The organism is Brevibacillus reuszeri (assembly GCF_001187725.1).
Lineage (GTDB): Bacteria > Bacillota > Bacilli > Brevibacillales > Brevibacillaceae > Brevibacillus > Brevibacillus reuszeri.
In genome coordinates, this window is sequence record NZ_LGIQ01000009.1 from 1,809,716 (window position 1) to 1,833,712 (window position 23,997).

The following is a 23,997-nucleotide window of genomic DNA, read 5'->3' on the forward strand; positions in this document are numbered from 1 at the left end:
TATGTTACGTCTGTGCCGATACCGCTTTTTTGGTGGGCATATTCTATAACTATTTTTTATTCTTCTTTTGTTAGTCATACTCCGTAATGAGCTCATTCGTTATAAAAGTCGAGGAAGACGTCCCAATTTAACAGTATGCCATGTCCCATTAGACTAGACCTTGCTGTGTGGTGTTATATGGAAAATGGTAGGGGTTGATTAAATGCGCTATTTAAATTTGACTCTCATCTTAACTATCTTATTTTTAACTACCGGATGTATAAATCATAAAGAATCCGTTACTCCTTCAATAGAGCAGCCACACCAACAACAAATTCAGGAATGTTTGCAACTGGATTGATCAACCAAGATGGGCGATACAAAATAGTTGAGTATGGTTTTAATAATGATGAAGACACAGATGATAATCGCAAAGAATTGTACGCAAATATCTTTCATGCGATTGCAACCGAATTTGTCGTGCAGGGAACGAATTGAAGTATGTCGAAGGTTTCACCCCGAACGGGCACCCTGATAAGCCTCAGACAAAAACCATTAAATTCGTCAAAATACGAATGATTACTTGCTAGAGGACGAGAACATATGTATAATGAGAAAAAAACATACCTGATATATGTTCTCACAGGTGATGGCTATGACACTATTGGATACGAATGAAATCAGAAAAAAGCTGTCTGCGATCTATAACGAGATTGCAAAAGAGTTGTTCGGATTTGGAACGACTCTGCTGAGGGTAACGGTTGAGAACCAAATGATTACCTTCTATGCCAAACATCGCCGTTCTCCACGCTCTGATGCGTTGGAGGGTGAAGCCCCATCACTGAAGCTCGAAGTCGATTTCCGAATGTCTCTTCTGTATAAGAAGAAGCTTCGAGAACGATTGGGAGAGGAAATGGGTCTGGACATAGAGGCTGTACTACGAGATTACGACGCTGCTACACAGCTGGCGATTACGAATGTTATTCTTGCAGAATCAGAACTGAATACCTGACAGAGTGATTTGGATTTTCTCTTTTGATCTATCTCAAGAGAAGACCATAAGCTTTGGCGAAACGGGTGTCGCTTCTCTTTGTTTACGAGGAAAAGTGCTCTTGTTTAGAATGAAATGTTCTAATCAAGGGTACTTTTCTTTTTGTTTTTTTCCTGAATTTTCCTTTTTAAGGGTGTGGTTGATGCATAAATAGACGCGAACGGTGGAACAGTAGGGGGTTTATCAACGGTTGAAGGTTGAATAAAAACAGAGAAGCGTTGAATCCTAAGCCAATGGAAGAATAAGACTCAGGCGATATCTGAAATGGAGGAAGTTAAAATGAAAAAATTACTGACAGGATTCCTATCCTTTTCCGCACTCTCGTTGGCACTGGCTGGCTGTGGCAGCAGTGAACAACCACAACAAGGCGCTGCTGGTGGAGCAGCAAAGGGTGAGCCAACCAAGCTGGTTATTTCTACATGGGGTTTCTCCGAAGACTTTTTCCGCAAAGAAGTATATGAGCCGTTCGAAAAAGAGCATAACGTCAAAATCGTTATGGAAATCGGGAACAACGCAGAGCGTCTCAACAAAGTCCGTCAAGGCAGCTCTGACGTCGATCTGATTTATCTTTCCGACTATTATGCACAACAAGGTATCGATAGTGGTGCATTCGAGAAAATCGACCGTACGCGCATCCCTAACCTGAACGAAATTTATGATATTGCCAAAGCTCCACTGGGTGAAGACTACGGTCCTGCCTACACGATTGGACAATTCGGGATTGCCTACAATCCAAACGTCGTAAAAACTGAAATCAAAGATTGGAAAGACCTGTGGAACCCAGAGCTGGCAGGCAAACTGACACTGCCAAGCATCACCTCCACGACAGGGCCGATGATCCTCGACAGCGCTTCGAAAGTGGCAGGCAGCAAGGAATTTAATGAAGACCAAGCATTTGCCAAAATGAAAGAAGCAAACAAAGGCGTAGTGAAGTACTACGACAAAACATCTGAGTACGTAAACATGTTCAGCCAAGAAGAAATTTCGGTTGGACCGATCATGGAAATGTACTTCAAGGATATCCAGGCAGCAGTTCCAGAAGCAAAATTTGTAGCACCTGCTAGCGGTGGCTACGCAGTAATGAATACGGTAAATATCGTAAAAGGCAGCAAAAACAAAGAGCTGGCTGAAGACTTCATCAACTATCAATTGAGCAAGGACGTTCAAGAAAAAGCGGCGAAAGCTAAAGTAGATTCGCCGGTTAACACGTCTGTTAAGCTTACAGATGAAGAAGCAAAAGGCGTGACGTACGGCGAAGAAACGATCAACAAGCTGCAAAAGCTAGATATGAAATTCGTAAACGAAAATTCCAAAGCGTGGATTGACCGTTGGAACCGTGAAATCACTCAATAACGAGTAAAAATGAACGAGGGTATAAACCATGTGCTTATACCCTTGTTTTTTCAAAACAGATGCGTGAGGAGGCCCACCCATGAATCGAAAAATCATTCTTGATGTCGATACAGGTATCGATGATGCTCTCGGGATCATGCTTGCAGTGAAGAGTGGCGAATGTGAGCTCATCGGAATTACGACCGTAAACGGAAATGTCTCTCTGGGGAAAGCGACAGAAAATACATGCAAGATCCTCGACTTGTTGCAAGTAGGGGAGCAGATCCCGGTCGTGAAGGGTGCGTCCCAGCCATTGCTGCGCCCTGTCTTTTTCGAGCACAGTGTACATGGTGAGGACGGACTAGGAGGCGCATTGCGTGGTGTTGCTGTCACGAAGCAGCCCTCAGAAGGCTTCGGACCGGATTTCATCATTGAACAGGTGAAAAAGCGGCCAGGTGAAGTGACGCTGGTTATGACAGGTCCGCTGACCAATCTGGCGCTGGCTGTGAAAAAATGCCCCGAGCTGGTGGAGCTTGTAAAAGAAGTGATCTTTATGGGCGGGGTAGTCAAGGAACATGGCAATGTGACTCCTGTCGCCGAGTACAACATGTATGTGGACCCGGAAGCAGCCAAGGCCGTTTTTCATGCAGGCTTTCCTGAGTTGACGCTGGTTGGCTTGGATGTTACCCGAAAAGTACTGCTGAACGAAGAGCATATACAGGGGCTGGGTGATACGTCGATTGGGCGCTATGTGAAGCAAAGCACTTCTGATTATTTACAGCGCTATTTTGAACGAAATGGTGTACGGGCATGCGCGATGCATGATCCACTAGCTGTTGGAGTTGCCTTGTTCAAGGATTTGGTGACGACGAAAAAGCTGTATGTCGATATCGAGACGAGAAGCGAATTGTGTGACGGGCAGACCGTGTGTGATTTCCAAAACCGCTTGAAAAAAGAGCCAAACATGAATGTCTGTCTTGACGTGGATGCCGATGCATTCTTTGTACGTTTTATCCGCGCGCTGAAAGCCTGACGATACCGTGAACAGGAGTTAATGGAATGAAAAAAAAGGGTCTTTATTTATTGCTGTTGCCAGGCGTGTTGTTTTTGACGCTGTTCATGGTCATTCCGATCGTGCTCACCATTGCGTCTACTTTTTATCAAGAAGGCAGCTTTACACTGCAAGGATATCTCCAGTTTCTGACTGACAAGTACTTTATGAAGATTTTACTGACGACTCTGCAAGTGAGTATTGTAACGACCATCGCTTGCATCCTGTTAGGGTTCCCCGCAGCTTATTACATTTCCAAGCTCGGGCCTCGTAAAAAAGGCATTTTGCTTGCACTTGCCATCTTTCCACTGTTGACGAGCTCTGTTGTACGTTCATTCAGTTGGATGATTATTCTCGGAAAAAAAGGGCTTTTAAACAGCTCCCTGCTCTCATTGGGATTGATTGATAAGCCTTTGGAAATATTGTACACCCCGACCGCGATGATGATCGGTTTGATTCATTTGTTCCTGCCGTTGATCATTATTACGCTGGTAGGCGTTATGGAAAACATTGATCCAGATTTGATCAAGGCTGCCGAGAGCTTGGGTGCCTCCAAATTTACTGCGTTCCGCAAGGTGATTGTGCCGCTGAGTGTTCCAGGCTTGATCATCGGTAGCATTCTCGTATTTGTTGGAAGCTTGACTGCGTATACGACACCTGCTCTTTTGGGAGGAAAGCAACGAGTGATTTCGACATTCCTCTATCAGAATGCGATCACGCTCAATGACTGGTACATGGCATCCGTTATCGCGACGATTATGATTGTCATTACCTTTGTCGTGATCTATGTGATGAACAAATTGGCTACGAAATTAAATCCGAAGGGGTAGAAGCTATGCAGGAGAAAAATCGCGGGTTGGCCCTGTTTACGCTTCTCGTGTTTCTGTTTTTGTTAGGGCCGCTCATTATTATATCGTTTACATCGTTCGAGCCAGGTACGGTTCTGAAATTCCCTCCGGAGGGCTTTTCGTGGCGGTGGTATGAAAATATTTTCAAAGTCGAGATGTTTTTAACGACATTTAAAACCTCCATGTTTGTGTCGCTGCTCGGCAATCTGTTGGCGCTTGTACTGGGTATCCCGGCTGCCTATGCATTGAGCAGATTTTCCTTCAAAGGCAAGGGAGCGCTAAACGCGGTGTTCATTTCACCCGTATTGATCCCGGGAATTGTTATGGGCTTTGCGATGCTCAAGTACGTCATCATCGTGTATCACTTGCCGATTTACGCTGGTCTGTTAGTTGGTCATACCGTTTTGATGCTTCCATTTATTATTCGGGTTGTAGCATCGAGCTTGTCCAACTTTGACTTCGCAATTGAAGAAGCGGCACTCAGCCTGGGGGCAGGGCGTTTCGCAACATTTTTCAAGGTGGTCTTGCCAAACATTCGATCCGGCATTATCGCGGCTATTCTGATTGCTTTTCTGGAGTCGTTCAATAACGTAGATATCTCCGTATTCATGACTGGACCGGGGGTAAGCACGCTGCCGATCCAGATGCTGACGTATGTGGAAAACAACTTCGATCCTACAATCGCTGCTCTTTCGGTGTTGCTCATGATCATCACGGCAATACTCATGTTCATCATTGAACGTCTGATGGGGCTTTCCTACTTTACTAAACGATAACGGAGGCATCAAACCATGGCATTGCTCACGCTGGATAACGTATCGGTTGCCTATGACAATCAGTACATTTTGAAAAACTTCCATTTAAATATCGAAAAAGGCCAGCTTATTTCCCTGCTCGGACCAAGTGGTTGCGGGAAAACGACGACACTGCGCCTGATCGCAGGCTTTCTGGAAGCAAAGGACGGACGCTTCCTGTTTGACGGCAAGGATTACACGCGCGTACCCGTCAACAAACGAAACTTCGGATTCGTATTCCAAAGCTATGCTTTGTTCCCGCATCTTTCTGTGTTTGACAACGTAGCGTTTGGTCTGCGTCTGCGCAAGGTAGACGAGACAGAGGTAAAGAAGCGCGTGCAACAAATTTTGGATGTTGTGAGCCTGGGCGGCTTTGAAAAAAGATTTCCAAAAGAGCTTTCCGGTGGGCAAAGACAGCGCGTGGCAATTGCTCGTGCTTTGGTCATTCAGCCTGACCTCTTGCTGTTCGACGAGCCGCTAAGTAATCTGGATGCCAACCTGCGGATCAACATGCGCGTAGAAATTCGCCGTATTCAGCAGGAGCTCGGCATTACGACAGTTTACGTTTCCCACGATCAGGAGGAGTGCTTCTCTATTTCCGATCAAGTAGCCATCATGAACAAAGGAATCATTGAACAGCTCGATGATCCTGCAACGATCTTTAAATATCCAAAAACAGAATTCATCGCACGCTTTATCGGCTTCACGAATTTCATCGAATTCGCTGAGCGTACAGAGCAAAACGGTGAGATTGGACTATGTGTCGGCGATCATCACTTTGTTGCGGCCAAAAATCCGGGAACAGCGAATCCGTCAGGGAAAAAATGCGCAATGCGTCCAGACGATTTGCTGGTAACGACAGAAGAGGTTGTCGATCAAAACATGAACCAGCTCAAGGGCAGCGTAAAGGTCAGCACGTTCCTCGGACGCAGCTATCAATACGTAGTGGAAACTGCGCTTGGCGATTTCACCGTTAATCAGGAAATGGAGACCCCCTACAAGAGCGGCCAAAAGGTCAATCTGCTATTTCCAAAAGACAAAGTGGTGCTGGTGGACTAAAGACAGGAGGGTTTTTCGTGAAAGTCGATTTGCTGATTCAAGACGTTCAGGTATACAACAGCTTTTTTAAAAAGTTCATCAAGGGAAATGTAGCTGTGCTGGACGGAAGATTTCTATATATTGGAGAGCGCGATACGGAGAGCTTTGAGGCAAATGAGGTTCTCGCGGGTCGCGGTCGCTACATGATTCCAGGTCTGGTAGATATCCATCTGCACATCGAGAGCACGATGGTGACGCCAGAGACCTTTTCCTATGGCTTGATTCAAAATGGAGTGACGACCATTGTACCAGAGCCGCACGAGATGGCAAATGTATTTGGCATCGAAGGGATCAAAGAGATGATTCATGCGAGCCGGGATTGTGTCGTGGATATGAAGTACGCGATTCCTAGCTCTGTGCCGGCGACGTCAATGGAAACAACCGGGGGTTCTGTGGAGATTGCTGATATGGACGAGCTTTTGCGTTCGGAAGAGATCATCTGTCTAGGCGAGATCATGAACTATGTCGATATCATCAAGGACCCTGCCTGTAAAACAAATCAAATCCTGGAGCATATTCGCAAAGAGTATCCGAAGCTCGTCATTGAAGGGCACGTTCCGAAGCTGCTCGACCTTGATTTGCACCGTGTGATTTATGCCGGTGTCGATTCTGACCATACCCATCAAACGCTGGAAGGGATGGAAGCGAGAATCGCTGCAGGCATGTTCCTGGAGATACAGGAAAAGTCGATGACTGAGGAAGTCATGAACTATTTGATCAACGAGGATGTTTCTGAGCATTTTTGCTTTATAACGGATGACGTCATGACGGATTCTCTCTATAATCGAGGGCATCTCAACCATATCGTGAAAAAGGCGATCCAAATGGGCATGACGCCGGAGCGTGCGATCTATGCCGGAACATTTACACCTGCAAGACGGATGCAAATGACAGACCGCGGAGCGATCGCCCCTGGGAAAATCGCCGATTTCATGCTGGTTTCCGATCTGCATGAGTTGACGATTGAGCAGGTGTACAAAAACGGGAAGAAAGCTTTTGACGCCAGCGAAGACTACAGCCAAACGGTGAAGCCTAAGCAGTTCCCAGCGCATTTTTATCAAAGCATTCAGCTGTCACCACTCACCGAAGCCGATTTCCAGGTAGCTGCTGATGCTCCTGACAATCGTTATCCTTGCCGGGTGATGCTGGTACAGAACGGCTCGACTTTCACCGAGGATCACCGTGGCATTGTCGAGGTGCGGGACGGACAGCTGTGCTGGGAGGAAAGCCCGTATGGACTCATCGCGGTCATCGAGCGCTATGGCAAAAATGGCAACCGCGGCTATGGACTGATCAGTGGAGATACGATCAAGCGTGGTGCAGTGGCAACCAGCTATTCGCATGACAACCACAATCTGCTCGTTGTCGGTCACAATCCACACGACATGATGATCGCAGCCAACGAGGTTATCCGCAACCAGGGCGGCTTCTACGTTGTCTGCGACGGAAAAGTAATCGCCAGCCTGCACTTGCCAGTAGGTGGTATCCTGACGGAGGAGCCGCTTGAAAAAACGGCAAAAGAAGTAGAACAACTGCGCAGAGCCATGGAATCCCTTGGCTATAATCACTACAACCCGATCATGTCGATCAGCACACATTCGTTGCCGGTCAGCCCGGCATTGAAGCTGACGGATTTGGGTCTGATTGATGTGAATGCAGGGAAAGTCGTGCCGCTGCTGTTGATGTAGAAGCATAATGATGATAGAGCAAAACCCGGGAGCACATTTCGCTGTTCCCGGGTTTTTTGCATGAATCCATTTATGCCAATAACGACAGGAGTCGTGTCAAATCTGCCTCTGTTGTGAGGGAAGCGGTCGTATCCACAAGCTGCTCGGCAAGCGCCGGAGCGTCTGTCAGCACATCGGTGAGCTTTTGCTGCACGTCTGCTGTCGAGAGGGTATTTCCTGGTGCGCCACGTGGACGATCTACCCGTTCCTGATACACCTGTCCGTCTTTTGTAATAATTTCGACGATCGTAAATCGGCCTTTTGGAACTGCTTCCGGGGTAGGCTCAATTTGGCTGTCGTAGGTGCGCCGGGCACGCGGCAAAAAGGAGAGAATGTCTTCCTGTATCGGCGCTGCTGTGAAGCTGTCCAAAGATAGTGATCGTCTGTGCAGGGCGAGGCTGACCACATACTCGACACTGAAGCGGCCCTGTTCGCCTGTGCGCGGTTGCCTTTCGATGAGCGCAGCATCGCCGCCCGGAGGAAACACGATACGGACAGATGCCACCTCTGTGGGAGCAAAGGAATGGCGTTCAGCCAAGCGGACTGCGGCATCTGCTGCGTGATGGGCGGCAGAGCAAAACGGATAGATTTTGAACCATAGCCCAGGAGCAGTGATTCTCCAGGAAGCGCTCCAATCTTTGAGCAAAACAGCTGTCGCCAACGATAAGTCTCCGTAGACCGCAAAAAAGCCGTTTTCGCCATCCAATGCTTGCAAGCTGCCTCCGAAGTCTGCTTCCGCGAGCTTGACTGCCAGCAAAGCGGACTGGGCAGCGAGTCCGGCGTGCAGGGGCTTAGCTTCTGTGCCGAATTGCGTGCGAAGGCCACTAGCCTGGGTGGCGGCAAAGCCGATCGCTTTTTGCAGTTTTTCTGCGGAAAATCCTTTTGCATAGCCTGCCGCGACCGCTGCGGCGATAACCCCCAGTGTAGAGGTATTGTGCCAGCCCTTGATGTAATGAGCGTCCCCGACTGCACGTCCCAACCGCGCCATGACCTCAACGCCAATGATATAGGCGGAGAGAAATCGCTGGCCGCTCAACGGGTAGGTGGCGGCAACAGAAATCAGCGCGGGCAAAAGCACCGTACTGGGATGACCGCGTACATCGGAATGGACGTCGTCAAAATCAAGGGCGTGCCCGATGTAGCCGTTCAGCAAGGCCGCCTGAAGAAAGCTGGTCTTGCGCCGCTGTCCGATTACAGGTACTTCGGCAAGGCCGCCTTCTGCATCGACGATTTTCCACAGCTTTCGCGTTCCTAAATCCTCTCGGGCAGCAAAACTGGCAGCAAGGTAGTCTATGATTCCCAAACGGGCAGCTGCCATGGCCGCATCGTCATTTTCTGGATGAGAAGAAACGACAAGATCAGCCAGCTCCTCTGTTAGCCGTCTGTCTCGTCCTGCGTGCGTATTTGTATTGGTCACGGTAGGTGATCTCCCCTTCCCTAGCCTACGAGATAAAGGCAGCTGGAGCGGTTATTTGCTGCAAGAAGCGCTGCGTACGCTGGTTTTGCGGACGGTCAAAGATTTCCTCAGGCGTTCCTTGTTCGACGATTTTCCCATCGGCCATGAAAATGATGCGGTCAGCTACCTGGCGTGCGAAAGCCATTTCATGCGTGACGATCAGCATGGTTGTGCGCTTTTCGACAATGGCCTTGATGACCTGCAGCACCTCTGCAACAAGCTCGGGATCGAGAGCGGAGGTTGGTTCATCGAGCAAAATCGCGTGCGGGTCAACAGCGAGTGCACGAGCGATGGCAACCCGCTGCTGTTGACCCCCAGACAAGGTGATAGGGTAACTGTCTGCCTTGTGAGCAAGACCGACCTGCTCCAGAAGTGCAAGACCGATTTTGTCTGCCTCGCTTTGCTTCATTTTTTTCGTGATGATCAACGATTCCGTGACGTTTTGCAGCGCCGTCCTATTTTTGAACAGGTTGTAGTTTTGAAAAACCATTGCGGTCTGCTGGCGAAGATGGTGTGCTTCCTTGCGTGAGTATTTTTGCGCGTCCAGTGCTGCTTGCCCGATTTCAATCCGTCCTGTGTCAGGGCTCTCTAGCAGATTGAGGCAGCGCAGCAGCGTTGATTTTCCTGAGCCGGACGGGCCGATGATGGCCACGACCTCACCTTGCTTTACATCGATATCAATCCCGTCAAGTACGACCAGATCCTTAAACTGCTTTCGCAGATTCGTTACGTGTATCATGGCGATCCCTCGTTAGTTTTTATATGGCTTGCTCAGTCGTTTTTCCAGCCATTCCTGCAACAGGCTGTAGACGATGGTCAATGCCCAGTACACAATTGCGACAGCAAGGTAAATTTCAAAAAACTTCAATGACGCAGAGGCCATCATTTTCCCTTGGGCGAACAGCTCGGCGACCCCGAGCGTAAAGGCCAGTGAGGTTTCCTTCACAAGCCCGATAAACGTATTACCCGAAGCAGGAATCGCGTTGCGTGTCGCCTGCGGGAGAATGATGCGGCGGTACGCCTGGGCTTTGGTCATGCCGACAGCCAGACACGCCTCTAGCTGTCCGTTGTCGACAGAGCCCAGTGCAGCGCGGAAAATCTCTGCCAGATAGGCCGAGTTTTTGATGCTCAGGCCGATAATGGCTGCCGTCAGGGCATTCAATGCGCTGAACGACGGGAACAACTGCGGCAAGCCGTAATAGATCAGAAACAGCTGCACGAGCGTAGGTGTTGCGCGAAAAAAGGAAATGTACACATTGGCGAGCTGATGCAGCACAGGAACCCGGTTCTTTGTGATGAGGGCGAGCACCAGCCCAATGGCGATGGCAAATATCATCGCGACGACTGCCATCACCAAAGTGAGCGGCAAGTATTTGAGCAAGGTAGGGAAGACTTCTAGCATGTATTGCCCATCAAAATTCATCGCGTACGCACCGCCTATTTCTGAATTGGCGCCGTAACATCAGCCTTGAAATATTTTTCCGAAAGCTGTTTCAAGGTGCCATTGTCGCGCAGCTCTGTCAGCACTTTGTCAAACTCCGCGCGCAGCTGATCGTGCTTCTCGTCTTTTTGGAAGGGGAAGGCTACTTCCTCATAAGTGATCGGGTCTCCGGCCAGCTTCAGCGGCAGTCCTGTTTTTTCGATCTGGGCCAGCAGGACACTGCGTCCGTTGATGTAAGCATCAATGCGTCCGTAGGCGACATCGTTGAGGGTCCCTTCCTGTGTTTCGTAGGTGCGGATGTTGATTTCATTGTTCGGGTCCTGCTTCTGCAGATTTTTCGTATGATTCGAACCGAGTACCGCTCCGACTGTTTTTCCTTTCAAATCCGTAACGGAATGAATATCGTTGTTGTCGTTTTTTACGATGATTTGCGTTCCTGCGTATGCGTAGGTTTGAGAAAAGTCGAATTTCTCCTTACGCTCGTTGGTCATAGCCACCTGATTGGCAACAGTATCGATCCGACCGGTTTCCAGTTGACCCATCACACCGCTGAATTCGGCCAGATGCCATTCGATTTTATAGCCGAGCTTCGCGGCGATTGCTTCAGCTACATCGACGTCAAAGCCCTGCAATTTTTCCCCTTCTTTATAGGCGAATGGGTAGCTCTGTCCGGTTGCGCCTACGCGTAAAACCTTTTCTTCTGAAGCTCCCGAAGCAGCCTGATCGCCGCCATTGCCGCATGCAGCGAGGAGGAGTGAGAGGCCAAGTGTAAAAGCGAGAATTCCTTTATGTTTTTTCATCTGATTGTCTCCTTGTGTACTCGTTTGTTTTTTCATTGATGTGCCATACGAGCTACGACAGTGGTGCTTGCAGCTCTTTGCGGAAATAGATCGTCGTGTGACCGCGACCCAGATTGGCTTCACCGGCACGCACATAGCCTCTGCGTTCGTACATGGCTGACAGCCACGGATGCTCGTCGGCAGTCCCGAGCGAAACGGCAGGAGCTTTCAACGTATCCCGGACGATGACCTCCTCTACCCACGTCAACAGAACGGAGCCAACGCCTTTTTTTCCAATGACAGGATCGACGGCAAACCACCAGATGTGGGGAAGGCCGAATGGTCCAGGCTGAGGCCCCCAGGGCATGCGTAGCGAGACCGTTGCCTGAATCTGGCCATCTTCCTCCAGGACGTAACAGGCGTGGTTGTGAATGTTTTTCTGGACGAGTGCCAGATCGGCTGTGGCTGCAGCAAAATGGATGCCCAGCTCGCGTATGGGAGCATAGGCCCGCAGCGTCAGCGCAAGCAGCTCCTCGGCATCGTCTGCAGTAGCCAGACGGAACGTTCTTGTCATGTTGTCTCCCTCGCACTTCTTACTGCAACCGGTTTAGGCGATGCGCATGTTGGCATCCAATCGCTGATTGCAGGATTTTAGATGGATACGTTTTGCTGACTCATATAACGATTGGCGGGGCGTTGTAATCCCAGATGCTCTCGCAAGGTATTGCCCTCGTATTCGGTGCGGAATAGCCCGTGCTGCTGGAGGAGTGGTACGACCTGATCAACAAACACGTCCAAGCCTTCGGGCAAAAGCGGAGGCATCAGATTGAAGCCGTCACAACCACCCTGTAAAACCCATTCCTCCATCTTGCTTGCAAGCTGCGCTGGTGTACCGACAAAGATGTGATGACCGCGTGAACCTGCGATGTACTGATAAAGCTGGCGGATGGTCAGCTTTTCTCGCCGTGCCAGATTCAGAACGAGCTCAAAGCGGCTTTTCACGGCGTTGGTCTCAGGTATGTCGATGTCTGGCAGCGGACCATCGAGCGGATACGGCGTCAGATCGAAGCCTCCCAAATAGCTGGAGAGAATTTTCAATCCGACAGAAGGCAAGATCAGCTCCTGCAGCTCCTGGAATTTGGCCTCCGCAGCTTCCTCGGTGTCACCTAGGATAGGAAAAATTCCTGGCATGATGCTCACTTCATCTGGAGAGCGGCCATAGGAGACGACCTTTGTCTTCACGCTTTGGTAAAAGGCTTGTGCATCAGGAAGGTTGTTTTGCGCTGTGAAAATGACCTCAGCCGTTCGGGCTGCCAGATGCTGGCCGGGCTCGGAGGAACCAGCCTGAATGATCACAGGATGTCCCTGAGGTGGTCTCGCTACGTTTAACGGTCCGCGAACGGAGAAAAACTCGCCGTGATGCTGCAATTCATGCAGCTTTGCCGGATCGAAAAAAACGCCTGATTCCTGATGGCGTATGAGAGCATCATCCTCCCACGAATCCCAGAGTCCTTTCACGACCTCGACAAATTCCTCAGCGCGCTGATAGCGAAGGCTATGCTCAGGATGCTTTTCCCCGCTGAAGTTCAAGGCTGTGGATTCGATGGAGGAAGTGACCACATTCCACGCTGCTCGGCCATTGCTGAGGTGATCGAGCGAAGCGAACTGGCGTGCGATATGAAAAGGCTCGCTATAAGTTGTGGAAGCGGTGGCAGCCAGGCCGATTTTCGATGTGACGGCAGCCAGTGCAGTCAAAAGGGTAAATGGCTCAAAGCGTGCCAACACGTTTGGATGGGAATCGGGACTGATGGACAGGCTGTCCGCGAGAAACAGCATATCCAGCTTTCCGCGTTCCGCTGTTTTGGCTAATTGCTGGAAATAGGCGAGATTCATGCTGCCATTTGTTTGCGCATGAGGGTGACGCCAGGATGCGACATGATGACCGGTTCCGGCGAGGAATACGCCGATTTTCAAATGCTTGGGGGCCTGTGCCATGACCTTCTACGCTCCTTTAGTGGTTGAGTTGGAATTAAAGCTTATAATTCCAATTTAAATAGTCGGTTTTTATAGTTTTAAAATATACGCCTTTTCTTACTTTGTTGTCAATATATATAAAAAATTTTAACAGGGACTTTGTTCTTCTTGCAGTTGGAAGAAAAAAGCACTTTGCTTGCCTTTGTTCACTGATATTCATTTTGCTATACTATGTTTTTGTGCTACAGTTCCTAAGAGAGTCATTTGGCAGTTTTTTTCAAATCGTTTCAACGATATTCTTATGTAAATGAGGAAGAGCAATCATGCTAGAGACCTATTCATTAAAAGAAAAGTGGCGGCAGTTTCTGATTGTCCTGCTGCCGATCCTTATATCGCAGCTGGCGCTTTTCTCTATGACCTTTTTCGATACAATCATGTCCGGACACGCAAGCCCGACAGATTTGGCTGGGGTAGCGATTGGAGCAAGCTTATGGGTGCCTGTGCAGTCAGGACTGACAGGGATATTGATGGCGGTTATGCCGATGGTAGCCCAAATGCTTGGGGCAGGCCGCAGGGATCAGGTTCCTTTTACAATCATTCAGGCATTGTATGTAGCAATTGCCATTGCAGTTGCTGTCATTATCTTTGGTGGCATGGCACTAAACCCGGTAATGAACATGATGCAGCTGGAACCGGATGTACGAGAGATTGCGATTGGCTTTTTGCACGCGATTGCGATCGGGATTATTCCACTGTTTCTCTACACGGTCATTCGCTGTTTTATCGATGCATTGGGACAGACCCGGGTAACGATGATCATCACCCTGTTTTCCTTGCCGATCAATGTACTGCTGAACTACGCGTTGATCTTTGGGAATTTGGGCTTGCCTCGTCTCGGAGGGGTTGGAGCTGGCTACGCCTCAGCGATCACGTACTGGTGCATATTTGTAATCAGTCTGTTCGTAGTAAAGCGTGTGCACCCATTTGCGGAATTCGGTGTGTTTACGAAGCTGTACCGCATTTCTTTTGCAGCCTGGAAAGAACTGCTCAAGCTCGGGCTGCCCATCGGCTTCTCGATCTTTTTCGAGGTCAGCATTTTTGCTGCGGTAACGCTCTTCATGAGTGAGTACAGCACGATCACGATTGCAGCTCACCAGGCAGCGATGAACTTTGCCTCCTTCATCTATATGGTGCCGCTCAGTATTTCGATGGCATTGACGATCGTGGTAGGGTTCGAGGTCGGAGCCAAGCGCTTCCGTGATGCGCGTCAATATAGCTATATGGGCATTGGAATTGCAGTCGTGCTCGCGCTGCTGTTCGGTCTCGGATTGCTCCTCTTTAACAAGCAGGTGGCGGGATTCTATACGACGGATATCGAGGTTTTGGAGCTGGCCCAGCATTTCTTGATGTACTCGATTTTGTTCCTGATCTCCGATGCGGTGGCGGCACCGATCCAAGGGGTACTGCGCGGCTATAAGGACGTTACCGTCACCTTTATTGTGGCACTCGTTTCCTACTGGGTTATCGGGCTGCCACTGGGGTATCTGTTTGCGAAATTCTCGTCCTTTGGCGCGTTTGGTTACTGGATTGGATTGATTACGGGCTTGGCAGCAGGTGCGATCTTCTTGTTTGGTCGCTTGCTCTCCTTGCAAAAGCGAATGATCAAAGCTCATTCGCAAGGATAATACAAAAAGCCAAGGCTATGCGGGAAATCCCTTGTTGGAGGGATTTTCCGCTTTTTGCATGAAGAGGGAATGGCGAGCTTACAATAAAGGAAGATGCCGATGCGACTGCGAAGCAATGATCTTTTTGCCTCTATGTAAAAATTTCTCTCCTATTTTTCGAGGAGAGCGTATATACTTTCAATAAAAGGTGATGGAAGAAAAGCTGACATTGGTTGGCGGAAGGGGGGAGAAATAATTGTCATATGTATTTTTGATGAAGCTGGGGGTAGCTATGTTTCTCGGCCTGCTGATCGGTGTTGACAGACAGCTGAAGCATAAGCCGTTAGGTGTAAAGACAAGCATGGTTATATCAGTAGCCAGCTGTCTGATTACGATCGTATCGATAGAATCGGTGAACCGCTTCTCCTTGCCCGGACATACCAATATGGACCCGTTGCGGTTAGCGGCACAAATCGTCAGCGGGGTCGGTTTTCTCGGAGCTGGTGTGATTTTGCGTCGAAGCAACGATGTGATCTCAGGGTTGACGACTGCTTCGATGGTTTGGGCGGCATCTGGTCTAGGTATTGCGGTAGGAGCGGGCTTTTATTTTGAAGCGCTCACTGCAACGATTCTGATCATTTTAGCCATTAATTTGTTTCCGCTCATTTTGAGATGGCTTGGTCCCCGTTCATTGCGACAACGCGACTTGTCGATCAAGATCGTGGTGCAGGGTGAGGGCAACCTCGATGATGTGTTCAAACAGATCAAGCACCTCAATATGCAAGTGAAGCGTGTAAAAGTAAAGGATGTAGAAAGTGACCAGCAGAAGCTGGAGATGATGATTACCGCCTCCGAGGATACGTATACGACTGAGATTTACAGCCTGTTAAAGGAAGTAGATCACGTCGTTTCTGTAGAAGTGGAGAGCAGATAAATCGCAGATAGAAAAGACCGAGACGAGCCTTGGAAAAAGGCGTTTCGGTCTTTTTGCTGTGTCGATGGAGTATGTCGTTGCTACGGCTTAAGATATTCGAACACTTTCAGGCATGTTGGTGCTTGATGACAATAATGAAAATCATTATCATCATAATTGTAAGCAAGTAATTCCAAACGTTTTCCGCTTGACCAGGAAAAAATGGATAAGATAAAGAAAGAATCGATGAAGTGTACAGGTAGATAATGGATGTAGCTGGTTACATAAGAATAAGAGAGGCAGCTACACGACGAAAAAGGAGGAGCAGTCATGGAATTTCGCATAGAAAAGGACACCCTGGGGGAAATAAAGGTCCCGGCAGATAAATTGTGGGGGGCGCAAACACAGCGCAGCTTCCAAAACTTTGAGATTGGCGATGAAAAAATGCCGCTGATGGTCATCCGCATGTTTGCGATTTTGAAGAAAAGCGCGGCTCGTGCAAATCAAAAGCTGGGCAAGCTGGATAACGACAAGGCAGAGGCCATCGTTGCAGCTGCTGACGAAGTAATCGCTGGGAAGTGGGACGAGCATTTCCCGCTCGTGGTTTGGCAGACAGGAAGCGGCACACAGTCGAACATGAACGTCAACGAGGTCATTTCCCATCGTGCGAACCAGCTCTTGGAGCAAAAAGGAAGCGCTGCTCGCATCCATGCCAATGACGACGTCAATAAATCGCAAAGCTCCAACGATACATTCCCAACGGCTATGCACATGGCTGGACTTGTCGCCATCGAGGAACAGGTGCTGCCTACTTTGCAGGTGCTTGCCCAAACCTTGAAGCAAAAGAGCGAAGCGTACATGGAGATTATTAAGATCGGACGTACACATCTTCAGGATGCAACGCCACTCACCCTCGGGCAAGAAATCAGCGGTTGGGTTCGCATGCTCGAAAAAACAGAAAAGATGATCAAGGAAAGCAGCGAGTATCTGCGTGAGCTGGCGATTGGCGGGACTGCTGTCGGAACAGGAATTAATGCACATCCTCGCTTCGGAGAAATGGTCGCAGAAGAAATCAGCAACGAAACAAATACAAAATTCGTGACCGCACAAAACAAGTTCCATGCTCTGACCAGTCACGATGAGCTTGTGCATGTTCACGGTGCCTTGAAGGCACTGGCAGCCGATCTGATGAAGATTGCCAATGACGTGAGATGGCTGGCGAGCGGTCCACGCTGCGGAATTGGTGAAATCGTCATTCCAGCCAATGAACCAGGCAGCTCGATCATGCCAGGAAAAGTAAACCCGACCCAAAGTGAAGCGATCACGATGGTTGCCTGCCAGGTCATGGGCAATGATGCAGCAATCGGCTTTGCCGCGAGCCAAGGAAACTTTGAATTGAACGTATTCAAGCCCGTTATCATCTACAACTTCCTGCAATCGGCAAGACTGCTTGCAGATGGGATGAAATCATTTAATGACCATTGCGCGATCGGAATCGAGCCAAACCTGTCTGTTATCAAAGAAAACCTGAACAACTCTCTCATGCTCGTGACGGCACTCAACCCGCACATCGGTTACGAAAACGCAGCAGCAGTTGCCAAACTCGCACACAAAGAGGGCATCACCCTCAAAGAAGCAGCAATCAAGAGCAACCTGCTCACCGAAGAACAATTCGATGAAGTAGTCCGCCCCGAACAAATGATTCATCCAAAAGAGTAAAATAGCGCCACGTATCCGATTACTGCCCGTCCCTCCACAAACCGATGGTCTCCCAGCCATCGGTTTTGTCTATCCTATTAGAAAGAACAAACCATTAACCTACTACGAAGGAAGACCCCGGCATTCCTTTTCGTCCATCTAGAAATACCAACAAAAACAGCGCGGGTTTCCCACCAAAGCTGGCATCGAGGAAAAAGGAGAAATAAGCGGCAAATCTTTGGGGCACCTACCCAGGTGGAATGGAAAAAGAGAAACACGCCTTTAAGCGTCCACCCCTGAGCAGCCTCCTGTAGGAACGACTTTGGACGCGGTTTCTCTTTTTCCATGCAGCCGTACAGGAATGACCCCCAGCTAGTGACCCAAGAATCTGCAGCGTTTTCTCCTTTTTCCTCCCCATCACTATAGCTAGACAACCACTCCCCACAAGAGATGTTTTTGTTTATGCCCCCTCCTTAGGTTTTTTTGTTATAGTGGGTCTACAACCAGCACGTTTCGGAGGTGAAAGCGATGAGGATTCTGATTGTGGATGATGACAAAGAAATTGTGGACCTTCTGGCCATCTATTTAACGAACGAAGGGTACGAAATCGAAAAAGCCTTTGACGGCTTGGAAGCGATGGAGAGGCTAGCCCATAAGTCGATTGACCTCGTCATACTCGACGTCATGATGCCCAATCTCGATGGCATCGAGGTAACGAAGCGAGTACGCAAAAACTCGCAGATTCCCATCCTGATGGCAAGTGCCAAAACGAATGACATGGATAAAATCATGGGATTAATGACGGGTGCGGACGATTATGTAGCAAAGCCATTTAACCCGCTAGAAGTGATCGCGCGGGTCAAATCACTCCTGCGCCGCTCAAATTACAGCCAACAAAACAAGCAGGAAGACGTGATCGAAGCAGGTCCGCTCATCATCAATAAACAGAGCCATGTCGTTCAAACCAAAGACGGAACCCCGATCAAGCTGACAGCACTGGAGTTTTCTGTCCTGTTTTTATTAGCCAGTCATCCCAACCGGGTATTTAGCTCCGAAGAAATTTTTGATCGATGCTGGAAAATGGAAAATTACGTCTCCTACAAGACCGTGATGGTTCACATCAGCAATCTCCGAGAAAAGCTGGAGAGGGCCACCAGTGGGGAAAAGGTGATTCAAACGGTCTGGGGGGTAGGCTACAAAATTGAAGCTTAACATAAAGGATTTTCTGCGTATTTTAGTAGATCTGGTCCTAGGTCTTCTGATTTTCTATGCAGTCTTTCAAACGGCCTCCTTCCTCGCCAATAATTACTTGTACAACTTTCCGGAAATCAGAAACTATGTTTGGATGATGCGGCGCAATTTTGGTACGGACTCTTTTAAAATACCGATTATTTTGCTGGCGACGGGTCTGTTTATCGCGTGGACCATCGTACGGATTCGCAAATATATGGAGCAAAAGCAAATGGAGCAAATTATTTCCGAGCTTCATTACATTGCCAAAGGGAATTTTCATCACAAAATATCGATTAGACCAAATGGCAGTCTGGGGAATGTGGTAGACAGTATCCATGCGCTCGTTCAAAGCACGCTCGATGCGATGGAAGAAGAGCGGCGTCTGGAGCAGTCCAAGGATGAGCTGGTCACCAATGTTTCGCACGACCTGCGTACGCCTTTGACTTCGATCATCGGATATTTGGGACTGATCGAGCAAAAGAAATACCGGGACGAAGAACAGGTGAAGCAGTACACGCATATCGCCTATGAAAAAGCCAAGCAAATGAATGTGCTAGTCAATGATCTGTTTGAATACACCAAGATGCGCAATCGAGGAGCACATGTAAACAAAGTCAAATTTGATCTGGTCGAGCTGGTGGAGCAAGTCGCGGTAGGCTTCCGGGTAGCAGCGCATGAGGTTGACTTGGTGATGCGCGTGGAAACACCCGATCACAAAATCGAAATGGTCGGGGATACAGACAAGCTGGTACGCGTGCTGGAAAACCTCATTTCCAATGCGTTGAAATACGGGCGAGACGGGACCGAAATCGTTATTCGTCTCTTTCTTCATGAAGAGGGAGTGGTCATCTCTGTCGCTAATAACGGCAGGCAGATCCCAGCAGAAGCCTTGCCCAATCTGTTCGACCGCTTTTATCGGGTGGAGGGTTCACGTTCACAGGAAACAGGGGGCTCCGGCTTGGGACTCGCCATTGCCAAAAGCATTATCGACCTCCACCAAGGCAGCATGATTGTTGACAGCAATAAAGAGTGGACGACCTTTACGGTGTGGCTTCCGATCAAAATCACCCATAGTTCATAAATCCTTTACTTTTTCTTTACCTTTCATTTCGATTTTTTTTATTCCAAAAGCCTATCCTTATCAGCATGAACGAAAGATGTGGTTCATGGAGGTAAGGAGGGGCTTTTTTTGAACAGAGGAATATTGCTCGTACTTTTGACGTTTGCTGTCATTGGATATGCCTTTTTTCATAACGAAATATCGGCATGGGCGGACCTAGAGAATGAACAGCAAGTAGTAGCTACTGAAAACAATCACGTAAACCTTGATGCCCGGGCAGCTATCCTGCTCGATAGCCATACAGGTGAAGTTTTATATACCAAAAATGCGGATACGCTTTATCCAGTAGCAAGCATGTCGAAAATGATGACAGAGTATCTGTTGCTCGAAGCAGTCAAGGAGCAGCGGACTGCTTGGACCGATATGATCCCGATCTCCAAAAATGCAGCGACAACGGAGGGCGCCAGAGTAAACCTCGTGGAAGGAAAAGCCTATCCACTCAAAGATTTGTATGAGGCGATGGCAGTAGGCTCGGCAAACAACGCTGCTGTAGCGATCGGGGAATACCTGGCAGGAAGCACATCTGCATTTGCAGAACAAATGAATCTCAAGGCAGTGGAATTGAATTTGCGATCGTCTCAGTTCGTAAATGCAACCGGACTGGGCTATGACTACGGGCAAAACGAAATGAGTGCAAGAGATGTAGGGATTCTCGCCTACCGTCTGATGAATGATTTTCCTGATATTATCCGGGTCACCTCCGAGCCGTTAATAAAGCTATCTTCTACCAAGGAAACAGTCCAAAATACTAACGTGATGCTGCATGCCGATGACGAGACTGTACGGGTAGACGGGATAGATGGACTGAAAACAGGATTCACCGATGACGCAGGCTATTGCTTTACCGGCACAGCCCAACGAGGGAATAAGCGCCTGATTTCTGTTGTCATGGGGACAAAAGACGAAGCAGCACGCTTTACCGATACAAAAAAGCTGCTGGAAATGGGGTTTGACAGTGAATAACGTGAGAAAGGAGCCTACGTCCGGTGTGATGGTAGCTCTACTGAAATACGGCGTATTTGCCCTTTATTTATTTCTGGTCTTCAAAATTTTGCTTTTGAAATTCGGCAGTATGGAGCTGGAGCTCTTCTACGGTCAATGGCAGCAAAGCGTGAGCAATCCAAGCTCCATCTGGGAGAGACTGCAATATCGGGGCAATTTGGTGCCGTTTCATGAGATCGAAAGATACCTCGTCGCGATTCGGGAAAGCGGCAGTGTCCACAGCATAATCAATCTCTTTGGAAACATCATTGCCTTCATGCCTTTTGGCTTTATGGTGCCACTTCTGTTCTCTAAAAAGGCTCGATCACTCAGCAAAGTCGTCGCGCTGTCCTTTTTATTCAGCCTCGGCTTGGAAACAACCCAGCTCGTCACCAATTGCGGAATCTTTGATGTAGACGACATCCTGCTCAACACGACAGGAGGAGCCATCGGGTACAGCGTCTACTTGTCCTACCGCTTGATGTTCTGGTGGAAGGAGAGAAAATCAAGGACACTTGTGGGTGAAGCACATTAATCAAATTCTGGAGCGCAAAGTAACTTTCCGCTAAACGAGGTCGCTCCTCCTTGAGAATGCCTCGATAGAGGTTTTCTTATCTTCCAAATCATTCTTCACGCCTCCCTGCAATTACTTTCAAATCGCCAGGAGTGAAAAGCAGAAGCTGGCCAAGGAAAAAGGAGAAAAAAGCAGGAGATCTTTGAAACACCAACCAAGGCGGAACGAAAAAAGAGAAACACGCTCTTAAGCGTCCACCTCTGAGACACTTTCAGTGTGGGCTACTTTGGACGCGGTTTCTCTTTTTTCATGCAGCCGGACAGCCTAAACCTCAGCGAAGTGTTTCAAGAATCTCCAGCGTTTTCTCCTTTTTCCTCTCCACTTTAGCCAAGAACGACCCCTTGTTTTGTCTCAACACCTATGCGTAAACTAGTAGGATCATTGAAAAACATTTCGAAAGAGAAGGTGAATTCTCTTTGTTGAATAAAGCTGTAGAAGTCTTGCAAAAGTATTTTGGCTACCAATCGTTTCGAGAAGGACAAAAGAAGATTGTGGAGAGCCTTTTAAACGGTCATGACACCCTTGGGATCATGCCAACCGGTGGCGGTAAATCCATCTGCTATCAGGTTCCGGCCATGCTATACGATGGCGTGACGATTGTCATTTCTCCGCTCATTTCGTTGATGAAGGACCAGGTAGACGTCCTCATCAGCATGGGCATACCCGCTACGCAAATTAACAGCTCACTCGATTATGGCGAAGTGCGTGATCGCTTGCGGATGGCTGCGCGTGGTGAGTACAAGCTGCTGTACATTGCTCCGGAGCGGCTCGAATCCGAAGCTTTTCAAGCTCTGATTAAGGACGTTCCGATTTCCTTTGTAGCCGTTGATGAAGCGCACTGTGTTTCCCAGTGGGGCCATGATTTCCGCCCAAGCTACCTGGAGATCGCACGCTTTTTACGTTCATTGCCGGAGCGCCCGATTGTCGCCGCTTTGACAGCGACGGCAACTCCGGAGGTCACAGAAGATATTCGCAGACAGCTGGAGCTAGTGGATGAGCGTCTTTTCATCACCGGTTTTGGCCGGGACAACCTGCTTTTGTCCGTGCGAAAAGGGGAAAACAGACGCGAGTTTATTCAGCAGTATTTGCGTGCGAATGCACAACAGGCCGGAATCATTTATGCCGCTACACGAAAAGATGTTGATGCTCTGTATGCCGATCTGCAAAAACGCGGATTCGAAGTGACCAAATACCACGCAGGCTTGTCCGAAGAGGAGCGTGCCCATAACCAAGAGGCGTTTTTGTACGATGACGTGCGTACGATGATCGCAACGAATGCATTCGGGATGGGAATCGACAAGTCCAACGTTCGTTATGTCATTCATTACAACATGCCGAAAAATCTGGAGGCGTACTATCAGGAAGCTGGGCGTGCCGGACGCGACGGAGAGCCGAGCGAGTGCATCCTGCTGTTCCAGCCGCAGGATATTCAGACCCAGACGTTTTTCATTGAGCAAAATCAATTGCTGGAGGAGCGCAAGGAGCACGAGTACAAAAAGCTGTACGCCATGATTGACTATTGCCGGACGCCGCGCTGCTTGCAGCAATACATCGTCCAGTACTTTGGCGAAACGGATGCGCAAGCGTGTGGACAATGCGGAAACTGCACGGATGAAACCGAGCTCTCCGATATCACACTGGAGGCACAGAAGATCTTTTCCTGCGTCAAAAGGATGAGAGAGCGTTTTGGCGCTGCTTTGGTCGCGCAAGTGCTCAAAGGCTCCAAAAACAAAAAGGTGACGCAGTTCCATTTTGACGAATTGCCGACGTACGGCTTGATGAAGGAATACAAGGAAAAAGAAATCGTCGACCTGATCCAGCTGTTGATCGCAGAAGGCTATCTGCAGGTAACGGAAAGCCAATACCCGATCCTGAAGCTGGGAGAGCGGGCATTGCCAGTCCTCAAAGGCGAGGAGCGAGTCGTGCAAAAGATCGTGATTCGCCCGGTACAGCTGACCGAGGATGACGAGCTTTTTGAGAAATTGCGTACGCTGCGCAAAGAAATCTCGCAGCGCGAGGGCTTGCCGCCGTATGTGATTTTCCATGACAGCACGCTAAAGGAAATGAGCAGTCTATGCCCGACAGACAAGCAAGCGATGCTCCAGATCAAAGGAGTTGGGGAGTCCAAATTCGATAAGTATGGCCACCTTTTCCTGGAGTGTTTGCAAAGCTATGCAGCAGTAAAGCCGTGATGAATCCTTGTCACGGCTTTTTTGCAAGCACAAGAGAGCTATGTGTCAATTTTCAATGGTGGTGAGATAAATTGACTGGTATAGTTGAGTAA

The 23,997-nt window shown here is 48.8% G+C and carries 21 protein-coding genes; 15 read left to right on the forward strand and 6 right to left on the reverse strand.

The genetic code is table 11. The features are described 5' to 3' along the window. Window positions 1-634: 634 nt before the first annotated feature. The 7 genes from ADS79_RS22930 to ADS79_RS22960 all read left to right on the forward strand — a co-directional run bounded on the left by ADS79_RS22930 (window position 635) and on the right by ADS79_RS22960 (window position 7,841). Entirely contained in the window at window positions 635-991 is a 357-nt protein-coding gene (locus ADS79_RS22930; protein WP_049740664.1) for a hypothetical protein, read from the forward strand. A gap of 318 nt (window positions 992-1,309) precedes the next feature. After that, window positions 1,310-2,383: an ABC transporter substrate-binding protein gene (locus ADS79_RS22935; protein WP_049740665.1), complete on the forward strand. Its 1,074-nt coding sequence runs from the start codon at window positions 1,310-1,312 to the stop codon at window positions 2,381-2,383. A gap of 79 nt (window positions 2,384-2,462) precedes the next feature. Then, entirely contained in the window at window positions 2,463-3,395 is a 933-nt protein-coding gene (locus ADS79_RS22940) for a nucleoside hydrolase (RefSeq protein ID WP_049740666.1), read from the forward strand. Between the two features lie 26 nt (window positions 3,396-3,421). Beyond that, on the forward strand, window positions 3,422-4,243 hold the full coding sequence (locus ADS79_RS22945) for an ABC transporter permease (RefSeq protein ID WP_049740667.1): 822 nt from the start codon (window positions 3,422-3,424) through the stop codon (window positions 4,241-4,243). A 5-nt stretch (window positions 4,244-4,248) separates the two neighbouring features. Then, window positions 4,249-5,037 carry an ABC transporter permease gene (locus ADS79_RS22950; RefSeq protein ID WP_049740668.1) on the forward strand — a complete coding sequence of 263 codons (789 nt, stop codon included), beginning with the start codon at window positions 4,249-4,251 and terminating at the stop codon, window positions 5,035-5,037. Between the two features lie 15 nt (window positions 5,038-5,052). After that, window positions 5,053-6,114, forward strand: coding sequence for an ABC transporter ATP-binding protein (locus ADS79_RS22955; protein WP_049740669.1), 1,062 nt, complete (start codon window positions 5,053-5,055; stop codon window positions 6,112-6,114). A gap of 17 nt (window positions 6,115-6,131) precedes the next feature. Further along, window positions 6,132-7,841, forward strand: coding sequence for an adenine deaminase C-terminal domain-containing protein (locus tag ADS79_RS22960; RefSeq protein WP_049740670.1), 1,710 nt, complete (start codon window positions 6,132-6,134; stop codon window positions 7,839-7,841). Window positions 7,842-7,911: 70 nt separating this feature from the next. Here ADS79_RS22960 and ADS79_RS22965 read toward each other — a convergent pair whose 3' ends face one another. The 6 genes from ADS79_RS22965 to ADS79_RS22990 form a co-directional block, all read right to left on the reverse strand. Next, a complete protein-coding gene (locus ADS79_RS22965) occupies window positions 7,912-9,297 on the reverse strand; it encodes an MmgE/PrpD family protein (protein WP_049740671.1) in 1,386 nt (461 codons plus the stop codon). 25 nt (window positions 9,298-9,322) lie between these two features. Next, the gene (locus ADS79_RS22970; protein ID WP_049740672.1) at window positions 9,323-10,075 is read right to left on the reverse strand and encodes an amino acid ABC transporter ATP-binding protein; all 753 of its coding nucleotides are present in this window, start codon (window positions 10,073-10,075) and stop codon (window positions 9,323-9,325) included. Between the two features lie 12 nt (window positions 10,076-10,087). Next, entirely contained in the window at window positions 10,088-10,759 is a 672-nt protein-coding gene (locus tag ADS79_RS22975; RefSeq protein WP_049740673.1) for an amino acid ABC transporter permease, read from the reverse strand. 14 nt (window positions 10,760-10,773) lie between these two features. Continuing rightward, window positions 10,774-11,577 (reverse strand): amino acid ABC transporter substrate-binding protein, encoded by an 804-nt coding sequence (locus ADS79_RS22980; protein ID WP_049740674.1) that lies wholly within the window; start codon window positions 11,575-11,577, stop codon window positions 10,774-10,776. A 52-nt stretch (window positions 11,578-11,629) separates the two neighbouring features. Beyond that, entirely contained in the window at window positions 11,630-12,130 is a 501-nt protein-coding gene (locus ADS79_RS22985) for a GNAT family N-acetyltransferase (protein WP_049740675.1), read from the reverse strand. 77 nt (window positions 12,131-12,207) lie between these two features. Further along, window positions 12,208-13,551 carry an LLM class flavin-dependent oxidoreductase gene (locus ADS79_RS22990; RefSeq protein ID WP_049740676.1) on the reverse strand — a complete coding sequence of 448 codons (1,344 nt, stop codon included), beginning with the start codon at window positions 13,549-13,551 and terminating at the stop codon, window positions 12,208-12,210. Window positions 13,552-13,853: 302 nt separating this feature from the next. Between ADS79_RS22990 and ADS79_RS22995 the strand changes: the two genes are divergently transcribed. The 8 genes from ADS79_RS22995 (at window position 13,854) to recQ (ending at window position 23,905) form a co-directional block, all read left to right on the forward strand. Further along, complete coding sequence (locus tag ADS79_RS22995) at window positions 13,854-15,215, forward strand: MATE family efflux transporter (RefSeq protein WP_049740677.1); 1,362 nt, start codon at window positions 13,854-13,856, stop codon at window positions 15,213-15,215. 235 nt (window positions 15,216-15,450) lie between these two features. Continuing rightward, window positions 15,451-16,128 carry an MgtC/SapB family protein gene (locus ADS79_RS23000; protein WP_049740678.1) on the forward strand — a complete coding sequence of 226 codons (678 nt, stop codon included), beginning with the start codon at window positions 15,451-15,453 and terminating at the stop codon, window positions 16,126-16,128. Between the two features lie 309 nt (window positions 16,129-16,437). Continuing rightward, the gene (gene fumC / locus ADS79_RS23005; protein WP_049740679.1) at window positions 16,438-17,826 is read left to right on the forward strand and encodes a class II fumarate hydratase; all 1,389 of its coding nucleotides are present in this window, start codon (window positions 16,438-16,440) and stop codon (window positions 17,824-17,826) included. Window positions 17,827-18,324: 498 nt separating this feature from the next. Then, on the forward strand, window positions 18,325-19,017 hold the full coding sequence (locus tag ADS79_RS23015; protein ID WP_409362407.1) for a response regulator transcription factor: 693 nt from the start codon (window positions 18,325-18,327) through the stop codon (window positions 19,015-19,017). Continuing rightward, a complete protein-coding gene (locus ADS79_RS23020; RefSeq protein WP_049740682.1) occupies window positions 19,007-20,119 on the forward strand; it encodes a sensor histidine kinase in 1,113 nt (370 codons plus the stop codon). The genes ADS79_RS23015 and ADS79_RS23020 overlap by 11 nt, the downstream gene beginning before the upstream one ends. A 108-nt stretch (window positions 20,120-20,227) precedes the next feature. Then, complete coding sequence (locus ADS79_RS23025) at window positions 20,228-21,121, forward strand: D-alanyl-D-alanine carboxypeptidase family protein (protein WP_049740683.1); 894 nt, start codon at window positions 20,228-20,230, stop codon at window positions 21,119-21,121. After that, window positions 21,114-21,674 carry a VanZ family protein gene (locus tag ADS79_RS23030; protein WP_049740684.1) on the forward strand — a complete coding sequence of 187 codons (561 nt, stop codon included), beginning with the start codon at window positions 21,114-21,116 and terminating at the stop codon, window positions 21,672-21,674. The genes ADS79_RS23025 and ADS79_RS23030 overlap by 8 nt, the downstream gene beginning before the upstream one ends. 455 nt (window positions 21,675-22,129) lie before the next feature. Next, entirely contained in the window at window positions 22,130-23,905 is a 1,776-nt protein-coding gene (recQ, locus tag ADS79_RS23035; protein ID WP_049740685.1) for a DNA helicase RecQ, read from the forward strand. Window positions 23,906-23,997: the final 92 nt, after the last annotated feature.

Coding starts and splice junctions, on each gene's coding strand:
- ADS79_RS22930 (WP_049740664.1), top strand. CDS start 635: ATGACACTATTGGATACGAATGAAATCAGAAAAAAGCTGTCTGCGATC.
- ADS79_RS22935 (WP_049740665.1), top strand. CDS start 1,310: ATGAAAAAATTACTGACAGGATTCCTATCCTTTTCCGCACTCTCGTTG.
- ADS79_RS22940 (WP_049740666.1), top strand. CDS start 2,463: ATGAATCGAAAAATCATTCTTGATGTCGATACAGGTATCGATGATGCT.
- ADS79_RS22945 (WP_049740667.1), top strand. CDS start 3,422: ATGAAAAAAAAGGGTCTTTATTTATTGCTGTTGCCAGGCGTGTTGTTT.
- ADS79_RS22950 (WP_049740668.1), top strand. CDS start 4,249: ATGCAGGAGAAAAATCGCGGGTTGGCCCTGTTTACGCTTCTCGTGTTT.
- ADS79_RS22955 (WP_049740669.1), top strand. CDS start 5,053: ATGGCATTGCTCACGCTGGATAACGTATCGGTTGCCTATGACAATCAG.
- ADS79_RS22970 (WP_049740672.1), bottom strand. CDS start 10,075: ATGATACACGTAACGAATCTGCGAAAGCAGTTTAAGGATCTGGTCGTA.
- ADS79_RS22975 (WP_049740673.1), bottom strand. CDS start 10,759: ATGAATTTTGATGGGCAATACATGCTAGAAGTCTTCCCTACCTTGCTC.
- ADS79_RS22980 (WP_049740674.1), bottom strand. CDS start 11,577: ATGAAAAAACATAAAGGAATTCTCGCTTTTACACTTGGCCTCTCACTC.
- ADS79_RS22985 (WP_049740675.1), bottom strand. CDS start 12,130: ATGACAAGAACGTTCCGTCTGGCTACTGCAGACGATGCCGAGGAGCTG.
- ADS79_RS22990 (WP_049740676.1), bottom strand. CDS start 13,551: ATGGCACAGGCCCCCAAGCATTTGAAAATCGGCGTATTCCTCGCCGGA.
- ADS79_RS22995 (WP_049740677.1), top strand. CDS start 13,854: ATGCTAGAGACCTATTCATTAAAAGAAAAGTGGCGGCAGTTTCTGATT.
- fumC (WP_049740679.1), top strand. CDS start 16,438: ATGGAATTTCGCATAGAAAAGGACACCCTGGGGGAAATAAAGGTCCCG.